Source organism: Micromonospora sp. NPDC050980, from assembly GCF_040653835.1.
Classification (GTDB): Bacteria; Actinomycetota; Actinomycetes; order Mycobacteriales; family Micromonosporaceae; genus Micromonospora.
This window is the reverse complement of the sequence record NZ_JBFAGS010000010.1, coordinates 213,547-225,528: the sequence shown is the minus strand read 5'-3', so window position 1 is coordinate 225,528 and position 11,982 is coordinate 213,547. Positions and strand designations below refer to the sequence as shown.

Sequence of the window (11,982 nt, the reverse complement as noted above, 5' to 3'; positions counted from 1 at the left end):
CCAGACAGACCAAAGCCTGACCAGTCCGGGGTATAAAACAATTGGCACTGGCTTATCAAGCACCCTGTTGAGTTCTCAAAGAACAACCACACACCAACCAGAAGTCCCACATCCGCAGGACCCCCGTTTGGGGCAACCTCTCAAACTTACCCGGCTCGCCTTCCGCTGTCAACCTCGCATCCGAGGTGATCAACTTGGTTCGAGTCGACCCACGCTGACGCACACCGTTCCCGGTGTTCGCTGCTCTCGTGGTTTTCGGCGGACCGGCCGGCGTCGCTTTCGCAACCACCCGCCCGGCTCCCTGCCGGCTTCCGAACTATACCCGGTCGGCTTCGCATTCGCAACTCCGTGTCTCCGAAGTCTTCCTGCACCGCCCGAATCCTCGGTCTGGCCCGGCGTCACCGCCACCAGCCCGGTGCCCGCTCTCGGCCGGTTTGCCCGGCCTCCCGCGTGCAGAGAGAAAGCTACGCGGCGCGGCCCGGGAAGGCAAATCAATGATCGTCATTGGCCGGTGCGGCGGCAGCCAGGAGGAAAGGGCCGCTCGGAGACGTCCACGCCGGCCCTCGTCGTGCCAGAGTGGTCGTCATGGCTGACCTGTCCCGGCCCCCGGCCCTCGCCGAGGAGGCCCTGCTCGGTCTCCTGCTGCCGTTCTGGCAGTTGGTCATCGGGGCCTTCGTGCTCGCCGTGCTGCTGCTGTCGATGCGCCGGCTCGTCCGGCGCGGCCCGTCCCGGATGACGACCGCGCTGCTGGTCACCGCGCTGGCGATCGCCGGCTTCGCCGTGGTGGGCCTGCTGCTGGAGGCCTGATCGCTCAGAGCCGGCGGTTGGCGAGGCTGGGCAGCTCGGCGCGGATGGTGCGCAGGCGGTCCAGGTCGATCTCCGCGACCGCCAGGCCCGGACCGTCGGCGACCTGAGTCACCACCGTCCCCCAGGGATCGACCATCATGCTGCGCCCGAAACAGGTGCGGCCGGGCTCGTGGTCACCGGTCTGACCGGCGGCTGCCACGAAGCACTGGTTCTCGATCGCGCGTGCCCGCAGCAGCACCTCCCAGTGATCCCGCCCGGTGTGCATCATGAACGCGGCCGGCACGACCAGGAGCTCGGCGCCGCCGTCGACGGCGAGCTGCCGGTACAGCTCCGGAAACCGCAGGTCATAGCAGATCGAAAGGCCGACGCGGAGACCTTCCACGTCGACCACCACGGGCTTCTCCCCCGGCGCGACGGTGGCCGACTCCCGGTAGGAGACGCGGCCGGGGATCTCCACGTCGTACAGATGGATCTTGCGGTAGGCGGCGGCGAGCGCGCCCTCCCGGTCGAAGACCAACGACGTGTTCCAGGTGTGCGCCGGGTCCGGGCCGGCCTCGTGGAACGAACCCGCGATCACCCAGAGGCCGAGCCGCCGGGCGGTCGCCGCGAAGAACCGCCCCACCTCGCCGTCGACCGGCTCGGGCGGCGGCATCCGGTCGGCGTGGCCGAGATAGTCCACGTACTCCGGCAGGAGCGCGAGGTCGGCGCCGGCCGCCGCGGCCCTGACCAGCAGGGCCTCGGCGGCGGCGAGGTTCGCCGCCCGGTCGTCGCGGGCGTTGAGCTGGCAGACGGCGACGCGCATGACCCCGAGGGTACGGGCTTCGGGGCGTCGACCGACAGTGCTCAGACGCTGGCCAGCACGAGCGCGGCGGCGGCGAACCCGAGCCCGGCCAACTGCACCGGACGCAGCCGTTCCCGGTCCACCGCGAGCGCGAGCAGGACGGTGCTCGCCGGGTAGAGCGACGCGATGGCCGCCACCACGCTGAGATGACCGCGCCCGGCGGCGGCGAGAAAGAGCGCGTTCGCCGCGGAGTCGAGCAGGCCGGCCGCCGCGGTCCAGCCGAGCACCCGCCGCCCCGGCCGCAGGCGCACGCCGGTATGGGCGGCGAGCGCGACGCCGAACGCGATGGAGCTGACCCGCACCGCCAGCACCGGCCACATGCCGGCGCCGGAGTCGGCCTGGCCGAGCAGTGCGAAGAAGATGCCGAAGAGCAGGCCCGCGGCGAGCGCGGTGCCGACGACCCGGCCGGAGACGCGGCCGGCGCCACCGGGCTCACCGAGGCTGACCAGCGCGATCGCCACCACCGCGAGCCCGGCGCCACCGAGCGCCACCCCGCCCGGGGAATCGGCCACGACCAGTCCGGCGACGATCGGCACCACCGCCGCGGTGATGGCGGTGACCGGCGCGACGACGGCCATGACCCCGGTGGCCAGCGCCCGGTAGAGCAGCATCACGCCGGCCGCGCCGGCCACGCCGGCAAGCAGGCCCCAGGCCAGGTCGACGGCGCGGGGTGTGCCGGGCACGACGAGCACCAGCACGACCAGCAGCGGCAGGCTGAGAAGTTGGGACACCACTGTCACGGCGATCGGGTCCGCGTGGCGCGACGCCTTGCCGCCGGAGAAGTCGGCCGTGCCGAACGCGATCGCGGACACCGCGGCGAGCACAATGGGGAGCATCCGACAGTCGTACCATAATAGTGACCGTGAAGGACAGTATGATGACCGACGCCGGTGGGCGGGTGGGCGCGGTGACCGCCGCGGTCGCCCGGCAGGTACGCGAGTTGCGGGCCGCCCGAGGCTGGTCCTTCGACGAACTGGCCGGCCGGTCCGGCGTCAGCAAGGGCATGCTGGTGCAGATCGAGGGCGGCCGAACCAACCCGAGCATCGGCACGCTCTGCCGGGTCGCCGACGCGTTCGGCGTCAGCATCGCCCGGCTGCTCGAACCGGCCGCAGAGAGCACCGTACGGGTGACCCCGGCGGAGCAGACGCCGGTGCTGTGGCGCGGCCCGCACGGCGGCGCCGCGCGTCTGCTCAGCGGTTTCGGCGAGCCCGACCTGGTCGAACTCTGGGACTGGCGGATGCACCCCGGCGAGACGCTGCGCTCCCCCGACCACGCACACGGCACCCGGGAGATCCTGCACGTGCTGGACGGCGCCGCCACGGTCACCGTCGACGGCGTCGAGCACGAGGTGGGGACCGGCGAGACGGTGGAGTTCCACGCCGACCGGGAACACGGCTACCGGGCCGCCGGCGACGCGCCCGTCCGCCTGATGATGGTGGTGGTCACCCCGTCGGGCGAGTGGGACCGGCGGACCCGGTCACGCGAACCGCGCCCGAGCTGACCCGGGCGCGGTCACGACGACGGCTCAGGCCGACTTCTCCTCGCGGTCCCGGCGGCGTCGGCCGGTGAACTCGCGGGGCACGATGGTCGGGTTGACGTTCTCCAGGACGGCCTCGCGGGTGATCAGCACCCGGGCGGCGTCGGGGTTGCTCGGCACCTCGTACATCACGGAGAGGAGCACCTCCTCCATGATGGCTCGCAGGCCACGGGCACCGGTGCCGCGGAGCATGGCCTGGTCGGCGATGGCCTCCAGCGCCGGCTGCTCGAACTCCAGCTCGACGCCGTCGAGCTCGAACAGGCGCTGGTATTGCCGGACCAGCGCGTTGCGCGGCTCGGTGAGGATCTGCACCAGGGCGCTCCGGTCGAGGCTGCGCACGTTGGTGATCACCGGGAGCCGGCCGATGAACTCGGGGATCAGCCCGAACTTCAACATGTCTTCCGGCATGACCTGGCTGAAGATGTCGTCGGTCGACCGCTCCGACACCGACCGGAGCCGGGCGCCGAAGCCGGTGCCGCCGGAGCCGGTGCGGGCCTCGATGATCTGGTCGAGGCCGGCGAACGCGCCACCACAGATGAACAGCACGTTCGTGGTGTCGATCTGGATGAACTCCTGGTGCGGGTGCTTCCGGCCGCCCTGCGGCGGCACGTTGGCGACCGTGCCCTCCAACATCTTGAGCAGCGCCTGCTGCACGCCCTCGCCGGAGACGTCGCGGGTGATCGACGGGTTCTCCGACTTGCGGGCGATCTTGTCGACCTCGTCGATGTAGATGATGCCGGTCTCGGCGCGCTTGATGTCGTAGTCGGCGGCCTGGATCAGCTTGAGGAGGATGTTCTCCACGTCCTCTCCGACGTAGCCCGCCTCGGTGAGCGCGGTGGCGTCGGCGATCGCGAACGGGACGTTGAGCATCCGGGCCAGGGTCTGCGCCAGGTGGGTCTTGCCGCAGCCGGTCGGACCCAACAGCAGGATGTTTGACTTGGCCAGCTCGACACCGTCGCTCCCCGACCCGGGGGCGCCGGCGGCCTCGGCCTGGATCCGCTTGTAGTGGTTGTAGACCGCGACGGCGAGCGCCTTCTTGGCCTGCTCCTGACCGACGACGTAGTTGTCGAGGAACTGGCAGATCTCCATCGGCTTGGGAAGCTCTTCCCACTTCACCTCGCCGGACTCGGCCAGCTCCTCCTCGATGATCTCGTTGCAGAGATCGATGCACTCGTCGCAGATGTAGACACCGGGGCCCGCGATGAGTTTCTTGACCTGCTTCTGTGACTTGCCACAGAAGGAGCACTTCAGTAGGTCGCCGCCGTCACCGATCCGTGCCACCTACGTTCTCCCTGCACTCATCGGCCGGAGCGCCGGCCCTGACCTGCGGGCGCCGCGGCGCCCGTCCGTCCCTGTCGTCCCACTGTGCTGTCGGCCCACCCGATCCGACCCGGAGCGGTACAGACCCGACGTTACCCGGTGGCCGGGTTTTCTCCGACCCCCAAAACGGGTGTGTCAGAGGTCGGCCGGGAGCACCCCGGGCCGACCTCTGACCCCCGCACGTGCTCAGCCCGCGGCGTGCGACGCCAGCAGACCCTTCTTGCGGCTGGTCAGGATGGTATCGACCAGCCCGTAGTCCTTGGACTCCTCGGCCGTCATGATCTTGTCGCGGTCGATGTCCTTACGGACCTGCTCGATCGGGCGGTTGCAGTGGCGCGACAGCATGTCCTCCAACTGCGTGCGCATCCGCAGGATCTCCCGCGCCTGGATCTCGATGTCCGAGCCCTGGCCGTAGCCGCCCTCGGTGGCCGGCTGGTGGATGATGATCCGGGAGTTGGGCAGCGCCATCCGCTTGCCCGGGGTGCCGGCCGAGAGCAGCACCGCCGCCGCGCTGGCCGCCTGACCCAGGCAGACGGTCTGGATGTCCGGCCGGACGTACTGCATGGTGTCGTAGATCGCCGTCATGGCGGTGAAGGAACCGCCGGGCGAGTTGATGTACATGATGATGTCGCGGTCCGGGTCGGTGCCCTCGAGCGTCAGCAACTGGGCCATCACGTCGTTGGCGGACGCGTCGTCCACCTGGACCCCGAGGAAGATGATCCGGTCCTCGAAGAGCTTGTTGTAGGGATTCGACTCCTTCATCCCGTACGACGTGCGCTCGACGAACGACGGCAGGACGTAGCGGTTGTGCACGGCCGCGAACTGGGGCGGCAGGCTCAGGTCGGTCATCGTCAGCTCCTCGGTCAGCTCAGGGTCCCGGCGCCATCCGGAACCTGCGCGGCCCCGATGATCACCTTGTCGATGAAGCCGTAGTCCATGGCCTCCTGGGCGGTGAACCAGCGGTCGCGGTCCGAGTCCGCCTCGATCTGGGCCTGGGACTGGCCGGTGTGGTGCGCCACCCGCTCCTGGAACATCCGCTTGGTGTAGAGCATCTGCTCGGCCTGGATCGCGATGTCCGACGCGGTGCCGCCGAGGCCACCCGAGGGCTGGTGCATCATGATCCGCGCGTGCGGCAGGGCGTAACGCTTGCCCTTGGTGCCCGCGCAGAGCAGCAGCTGGCCCATGGATGCGGCCATGCCCATGGCGACGGTGGACACGTCGTTGTCGATGTACTGCATGGTGTCGTAGATCGCCATGCCGGAGTAGACCGAGCCACCCGGCGAGTTGATCCAGAGGAAGATGTCGCGGTCCGGGTCCTCCGCGGCGAGCAGCAGCAGCTGCGCGCAGATGCGGTTGGCCACCTGGTCGTTCACCTCGCTGCCCAGGAAGATGATCCGTTCCTTGAGCAACCGGTTGTAGACCGAGTCGTCGAGGTTGCCAATGGAGTCGCCACCGCGGGCCTCGATCGCCCGGAGCGACTTCTTGGGGATGTGCATGTCGGTCATGGCAGCCCTTCGCTCTCCGTACCGTCCTGTCCGACACTAACCGCTTCGCCTCCGGGCGCACTCCCGGTCGGGGCACTGTTCGCTCTCAGCGCAGTCACCCGCTCGGCGTACCCCGGAAAGGGTTTCGGCCGCCGCCCCGGCGCGCAGCGCGGGACGGCGGCCGTCGCCTGACGATCAGTGCTGGTGGTCGTGCTCGGCCTCGTTCTGGGCCCGCAGCGCGTCGAGGGAGACCTCGTTGCCCGCCGAGTCCTTGATCTTGATCTTCTCCATCACCGCGGCGAGCGCCTTGCCCCGGCGGACGTCGCCGAAGACGGCGGCGGCGGCGCCGGAGCGGGCGAGCTGGTCGTAGTACTGCTGCGGGGCCATGCCGGCGCGCTGCGCCCGGTGCACGATCTCGTGCCCGAACTCGTCGTCGGAGACCTGCACGTCCTCGGCGTCGGCAAGCGTGTCCAGCAGGAGCTGGATCTTGACGCCGTCGGTCGCCGCCTCGGTCAGCTCGGCGTCGATCTGCTCCTCGGTCTTCTCCTCCGCGGCGAGGTATTCCTCCATGGAGGCGCCGATGCGCTCGAGCTGGTCGACCATCGCGGCCTTGCGGCTCTCGACCTCCTCCTTGACGACACCCTCCGGCGCCGGCACCTCGGCGGCGGCCACCATCTGCTCCAGCGCCTTGTCGCGGGCGGCGTAGATCTGCTCGACCTGCTTGCCCCGGGTGACCCGCTCACGCAGGTCGCCGCGCAGCTCCTCGATGGTGTCGAACTCGCTGGCCATCTGCGCGAAGTCGTCGTCGAGCTCGGGGAGCTCCTTCTCCTTGACCGTGCGGACGGTCACCGCCACGTCGGCGTCGCGGCCGGCGTAGTCGCCGCCCACGAGTTGGGTGGTGAAGGTGGTGCTGTCGCCGGCGGCCAGGCCGACGAGCGCCTCGTCCAGACCCGGCAGGAGCTGCTTGCTGCCGACCTCGTGCGAGATGTTGCTCGCCGAACCGCCGGGGACCTCCTCGCCGTCGACAGTGGCGTTCAGGTCGATCTGGACGAAGTCGCCCTCCTGGGCGGCCCGCTCGACGGTCTTCAGCGTGGCGAAGCGCTCGCGGAGGCCGCCGATCTGCTCGTCGATCTCGCTATCGGCGATCTCGATCTCGTCGACGGTCACCTCGATGGTCGCCGGGTCCGGCAGGGTGATCTCCGGCCGGACGTCGACCTCGGCGGTGAAGTTGAGCGAGTCACCGTCGTTGAACTCGGTGATGTCGACCTCGGGGCGACCGAGCGTCTTCAGGTCGTGCTCGCGCACCGCCGCGAGGATGTTCTGCGGGATGGCCTCCTGGATCGCCTCGTTGAGGACGGCTCCCCGGCCCACCCGCTGGTCGATCACCGCGCTGGGAACCTTGCCCCGGCGGAAGCCGGGAACCTGGACCTGCTGGCCGATCTCCCGGTACGCCTTCTTGAGGCTCGGCTCGAGCTCGACGAACGGCACCTCGATGGCGAGCCGCACGCGCGTCGGGCTCAGAGTCTCGACGGTGCTCTTCACAGGCGTACTCCTTGACGGATCTGGGTGTCGATTCTGGGGCGTGATTGCGCGCATCGAGTGTAGGCGAGTCGGCCTGCCGCGTCGGCAGGGCCCGGGCACCGCGCGGAGAAACCGGCGGTTCCCGGGACGATCCGGTCGCGTACGACAGTCGGGGTGGCGGGATTTGAACCCACGGCCCCTCGCTCCCAAAGCGAGTGCGCTACCAAGCTGCGCCACACCCCGTGGCGACGAAGAGTGTATGCCGTCCGGGCACCCGCGCGGGTGACCGGGGCGCGCCCGGCCGTCCGCGCCGCGCCCAACCCCCGTGCCGCGTCGCCACCTCGGCGAGGTGGCGGGGTTGGGCCGGCGGGAAGACGCCACCTCGGCGAGGTGGTGTGGATCTCCTGCGGGGCGCTCGGTACGCGCCGCGCGTCCGGTTCCGGGATTCGCTAAGCTGGGCGGGCGCATCCCACCCGGTGGGGTGCTCGCGGGCGTAGCTCAATGGTAGAGCTTCAGTCTTCCAAACTGACTACGCGGGTTCGATTCCCGTCGCCCGCTCCACGCCTTCCGGCCCAGGTCAACGGCGTCGCCATCGGCTCGGGGGCCGGTGTGACACACCCGCCCGTACGCCTCGTCGAGAAGCGGGCTCAGCACCCTCCGTCCGATCTCAAGGTTCACGGCAGGCGGCGACGGATCTGCGCCATGTCCTCGGCGGGCAGCGCGTCGGCCACCAGCAGCCGGGGCAGCAGTTCCGGCTCCAGCGTCGTCGCCCGGAACACCGTCGCCACCGTCACGTCGTGGTCGGGCCGGTGCGCGACCTGCACCGGGTCCCCGGCGGCGACGCTACCGGGCGTGATCACCCGCAGGTACGTCCCGGGCCGCGCCGCCCGGGTGAACCGCTTGATCCATCCCCGCTCCCCCAGCCACCCCTGGAACGTGCCGCAGGGGATGCGCGGGCAGGAGACCTCCAGCACCAGCTCCGCACCGATCCGCCACCGCTCACCGATGAGCGCGCCGTTGACGTCGAGGCCGCCGGTGGTCAGGTTCTCGCCGAAGCTGCCGTCGCCGAGCGGACGGCCCAGTTCGGCCTCCCAGTGGTCGAGATCCTCCCGCGCGTACGCGTAGACGGCCTGGTCGGTGCCGCCGTGGTGGGCGACGTCGTAGACGCGGTCGCCGGCCAGCCCGACGTCGCCGGCGCCCTTGGGTCCGGGCGCGGTGACCGAGACGGGGCCGTCGACCGGCCGCTTGTCGATGCCGGTGGCCCCGATCCCCTTCCAGGGGTTCGGCTGCGGTCGGCCCACGTTGACGGAGATCACCCTCATGCCGGCGACGGTATGCGGTCGGAGGCCGTACCGGCCAGTCCGTTCCCCGCACCGGGTGGGCGGCGCGGGCTGCGTACGATGCGGGCCGGACATCCTCGTCGGGTGGTGGAGGTAGCCGCGGATGGCAGGCCAGCAGGACGGTTTCGCCCTCGGCGTGGACCTCGGCACCTCGAACACGGTGGCGGTGCTGCGCCGCCCGGACGGGACCACCCGGCCGGTGCTCGTCGACGGGCACCCGATCCTGCCGTCCGGGGTCTACGCCGACGCCGACGGTCACCTGCACGTCGGGCGGGACGCCCAGCGCCTGGCCCAGGCCGACCCGGCCGGCTACGAGCCGAACCCGAAGCGGCGGATCGACGAGGAGACCGTCGAGCTGCGCGGGCGGGCGTACCGGCCGGCGGAGCTGCTGGCCGCCACGCTGCGGGCGGTCGCGGACGCGGCGGTGGCCGCGGCCGGCCACCTGCCCCCGGCGGTGGTGACGCACCCGGCCGCCTGGGCTCCGCCCCGACGGCAGGTGCTGCACGACGCGGTGGAACTCGCCGGCTGGCCGGCGGCGGCCGAGCACACGCTGGCCGGACCGATCGCGCCCGGCACCCGCCTGCTGCGCGAGCCGGTGGCCGCGGCCCGCTACTACACGCAGGTGCTGCGCCGGCCGGTGCCGGTGGGCGGCACGGTGGCGGTGTTCGACTTCGGCGGCGGCACGCTCGACGTGGCGGTGCTGCGCAACGAGGGCGCCGACCCGTGGGGCGACTCCGGGTTCCAGCTCGTCGCCACCGGTGGGCTCGCCGACCTCGGCGGGCTCGACCTGGACGCGGCCCTGCTCGGGCGGCTCGGCGAGCTGGTGCGGCCGGTCCATCCCGCGGCGTGGGCCCGGTTGACCGCGCCGGCGACCACGGCCGATCGGCGCGACCGGCAGCAGCTCTGGGAAAACGTGCGCGGCGCCAAGGAGATGCTCTCCCGGGCCATCGTCGCGCCGGTGGCCGTGCCCGGGGTCGAGGCGGCCGTCCCGTTGACCCGGGCGGACTTCGAGCGCCTCGCCGCGCCGCTGCTCGCCCGCGCGGTCGCCGAGACCCGGCACGTGACCGCCGCAACCGGGCTGCGCCCGGAGCAGCTCTCCGGGCTGTTCCTGGTCGGCGGCTCGACCCGGGTGCCGCTGGTGGCCCGGCTGCTGCACGCCGAGCTGGGCATCGCGCCGACCGTGCTGGAGCAGCCGGAACTGCCGGTCGCCGAGGGCGCGCTGACCGACCTGCCGCCGCCCCGCCGGGCCGCCCGTCCCCCCGCGCCCGCCCAGCCGGTGCCGGTGGGGCCGCCGGCACCCGATCCGGCCGCGAACGGCGCGGTGGGGCCGGGTAGCACCGTGCCGGCGGCCACCGAGCGGACGGCGGCGGCCGGACCGCACGGCACTGTCGTCGAGTCGGCGACCACCGCGCCGGTCGGCCCGCACGGCACGCCGGCCGCCGACGCCACGACCGCGGCAGCCGCCGGCCCGCACGGCACGCTCGTCGCCGACCCGGCCGGCCCCACCCCGCCCGGGTACGCCCCCACGTCGGGACCACCCGGCGCGACCGCCTACCCCCCGTCCGGCTACGTCCCGACCTCGGGACCACCCGGCGCGACCGCCTACCCCCCGTCCGGGTACGCCCCGACGTCGCCGCCGCCCGGCGCGACGGCGTACCCCCCGCCCGGCCGCGGCCCGACGTCGCCGCCCGGCGGGTCGGGGCACGGGGCGGCCGGCGTACCCGGACCGTGGTCCTCCGCCCCGGCGGACGGTGCGACGCGCGGCGGTGCCCGGCGGGGCCGCTGGCTCGCGGCCGGTGCCGGCCTGGTCGTCGTCGCGGTGGCGGCGGCGACGCTGCTGTGGGTGTTCCGGGACCGGCACCCGGCGCTCGACTTCCAGACCCCGGTGCTGGTCGAAACAGTGGCCGTGGGCGACGAACGGCCCGGCGCGATGTTCACCGCGACGGTCGGCGACCGCGCCTACCTGGCCTGGTCGCTGCCGGACGACCGGCTCGCGGTGCGGGCGGTGCAGGCCGCCACCGGCCGGCAGATCTGGGCGGCGCGGACCGGGGTGAGCGCCGAGCGGTGGGCCGGCATCCGGGCGCTGCCCGACGGCGTCGCGGTGCTCGCCGACGCCTCCGGCTCGAGCACACCCCGGCCGCTCGTGGTGCTCGACGGCGACACCGGCGAGCAGCGGTGGGACACCAGCATCGCCGGTGACGACGAGATCTTCCTCGGTGCCGACACGCTGGTCCGGCTGGACCGCGCCGGCGACCGGCTGGTCGGGTTGCGGCTGGACGACGGCCGGGAGCGGTGGACGCGGACCAACCCGCGCACCGAGTACGGCGACGCCCGCACGGTGGTGGTGCCGGTCGCCACCGCTGAGGCGCTGGACGGCGCGGCCCACCCGGACGGCACGCCGCGCGCGCCGTGGTCGGGCGAGGCCGACCGGCTGGTGCAGGTGGGCGCGGACCGCTCGGTGCGGGTGCTGGACGTCACGACCGGAAGGGTGCTGCGCAGCCGGGGCAACGTGGCCGACCTCGACGACCCGGTGGCCGCCCGCGACGACCGGCTGTACGTGGCGGAGAGCGACCGGGGCCTGCGGCTGGTCTCCTACGACCTGGGCAGTCTCGGCACCCCCGACGTGCGCTACGAGGCCACCGCCCGGGACAGCCGGGTGAAGGCGCTGGTCACCTGCGGGAAGCACCGCGCCTGCCTGCTGGAGGTGCCCGGCGCGGGCGCCGACGGCACGCAGGTGGTGGTCGCGACCGAGGGTGAGGGCAGTCGGCGCTGGGCGGCCCCGCAGGCGACCCGGCTGGTCCCGCTCGGCGAGCATCTGCTGGCCCAGCGGACCCTGCCCCGGGACTCGGTGACGGTGTTCGCGCCGGACGGCGAACCGGTGCTGCGCGGGCGCGACGGGGTGGCGGTCCGGTTGGACGCGGGCAACCTGCTGCTGTTCGACAAGGAGCCGAGCGGCTACGAGGACGACCGCGTCCTGGCCGGTTTCGCGGTGGACGGGAAGCCGGTCGAGATGGGGCAGGTGAAGCAGATCCGCAGCGAATCCTGCTCCTGGAACACCGAGATGCTGGTGTGCGGCGCGGAGAAGGAGTTCCGGCTGTACCGCTTCGCCGGCTGAGCGCGAGACCGAAAGCG

The 11,982-nt window shown here is 72.4% G+C and carries 10 protein-coding genes and 2 tRNA genes; 4 read left to right on the top strand and 8 right to left on the bottom strand.

Going from position 1 to position 11,982, the window contains the following annotated elements; all coding sequences use genetic code 11:
- The first annotated feature begins 585 nt into the window (after nt 1-585).
- On the top strand, nt 586-807 hold the full coding sequence (locus AB0H28_RS17955) for a hypothetical protein (RefSeq protein WP_358040842.1): 222 nt from the start codon (nt 586-588) through the stop codon (nt 805-807).
- 4 nt (nt 808-811) lie between these two features.
- Here the strand turns inward: AB0H28_RS17955 and AB0H28_RS17950 are convergent, their stop codons facing one another.
- Nucleotides 812-1,609, bottom strand: coding sequence for a carbon-nitrogen hydrolase family protein (locus AB0H28_RS17950; RefSeq protein ID WP_358040839.1), 798 nt, complete (start codon nt 1,607-1,609; stop codon nt 812-814).
- 41 nt (nt 1,610-1,650) lie between these two features.
- Entirely contained in the window at nt 1,651-2,484 is an 834-nt protein-coding gene (locus AB0H28_RS17945; protein ID WP_358040836.1) for an EamA family transporter, read from the bottom strand.
- 26 nt (nt 2,485-2,510) lie between these two features.
- Here AB0H28_RS17945 and AB0H28_RS17940 point away from each other — a divergent pair, with 26 nt between their 5' ends.
- Nucleotides 2,511-3,149: an XRE family transcriptional regulator gene (locus AB0H28_RS17940; RefSeq protein WP_358040833.1), complete on the top strand. Its 639-nt coding sequence runs from the start codon at nt 2,511-2,513 to the stop codon at nt 3,147-3,149.
- A 24-nt stretch (nt 3,150-3,173) separates the two neighbouring features.
- Here AB0H28_RS17940 and clpX read toward each other — a convergent pair whose 3' ends face one another.
- From clpX to AB0H28_RS17915, 5 genes are all read right to left on the bottom strand, one after another.
- Nucleotides 3,174-4,466, bottom strand: coding sequence for an ATP-dependent Clp protease ATP-binding subunit ClpX (gene clpX, locus AB0H28_RS17935; protein ID WP_358040830.1), 1,293 nt, complete (start codon nt 4,464-4,466; stop codon nt 3,174-3,176).
- Nucleotides 4,467-4,691: 225 nt separating this feature from the next.
- A complete protein-coding gene (locus AB0H28_RS17930) occupies nt 4,692-5,354 on the bottom strand; it encodes an ATP-dependent Clp protease proteolytic subunit (protein WP_281593684.1) in 663 nt (220 codons plus the stop codon).
- Nucleotides 5,355-5,368: 14 nt separating this feature from the next.
- Nucleotides 5,369-6,010, bottom strand: a complete 642-nt coding sequence (locus AB0H28_RS17925) for an ATP-dependent Clp protease proteolytic subunit (protein ID WP_089158260.1) — start codon at nt 6,008-6,010, stop codon at nt 5,369-5,371.
- A 174-nt stretch (nt 6,011-6,184) separates the two neighbouring features.
- The gene (tig, locus tag AB0H28_RS17920) at nt 6,185-7,531 is read right to left on the bottom strand and encodes a trigger factor (protein ID WP_358040826.1); all 1,347 of its coding nucleotides are present in this window, start codon (nt 7,529-7,531) and stop codon (nt 6,185-6,187) included.
- Nucleotides 7,532-7,679: 148 nt separating this feature from the next.
- Nucleotides 7,680-7,753 (bottom strand) — tRNA-Pro (locus AB0H28_RS17915).
- Between the two features lie 244 nt (nt 7,754-7,997).
- Here AB0H28_RS17915 and AB0H28_RS17910 point away from each other — a divergent pair.
- A tRNA-Gly gene (locus AB0H28_RS17910) sits at nt 7,998-8,071 on the top strand.
- A 113-nt stretch (nt 8,072-8,184) separates the two neighbouring features.
- Here the strand turns inward: AB0H28_RS17910 and AB0H28_RS17905 are convergent.
- Nucleotides 8,185-8,832, bottom strand: coding sequence for an MOSC domain-containing protein (locus AB0H28_RS17905; protein ID WP_358040823.1), 648 nt, complete (start codon nt 8,830-8,832; stop codon nt 8,185-8,187).
- A 121-nt stretch (nt 8,833-8,953) separates the two neighbouring features.
- Here AB0H28_RS17905 and AB0H28_RS17900 point away from each other — a divergent pair, with 121 nt between their 5' ends.
- Nucleotides 8,954-11,965, top strand: coding sequence for an Hsp70 family protein (locus AB0H28_RS17900; RefSeq protein WP_358040820.1), 3,012 nt, complete (start codon nt 8,954-8,956; stop codon nt 11,963-11,965).
- Nucleotides 11,966-11,982 lie beyond the last annotated feature (17 nt).

Excerpts from the sequence above, each read along its gene's own strand:
- AB0H28_RS17955 (WP_358040842.1), top strand. The coding sequence starts at position 586 with ATGGCTGACCTGTCCCGGCCCCCGGCCCTCGCCGAGGAGGCCCTGCTC.
- AB0H28_RS17950 (WP_358040839.1), bottom strand. The coding sequence starts at position 1,609 with ATGCGCGTCGCCGTCTGCCAGCTCAACGCCCGCGACGACCGGGCGGCG.
- AB0H28_RS17945 (WP_358040836.1), bottom strand. The coding sequence starts at position 2,484 with ATGCTCCCCATTGTGCTCGCCGCGGTGTCCGCGATCGCGTTCGGCACG.
- AB0H28_RS17930 (WP_281593684.1), bottom strand. The coding sequence starts at position 5,354 with ATGACCGACCTGAGCCTGCCGCCCCAGTTCGCGGCCGTGCACAACCGC.
- AB0H28_RS17925 (WP_089158260.1), bottom strand. The coding sequence starts at position 6,010 with ATGACCGACATGCACATCCCCAAGAAGTCGCTCCGGGCGATCGAGGCC.
- AB0H28_RS17905 (WP_358040823.1), bottom strand. The coding sequence starts at position 8,832 with ATGAGGGTGATCTCCGTCAACGTGGGCCGACCGCAGCCGAACCCCTGG.
- AB0H28_RS17900 (WP_358040820.1), top strand. The coding sequence starts at position 8,954 with ATGGCAGGCCAGCAGGACGGTTTCGCCCTCGGCGTGGACCTCGGCACC.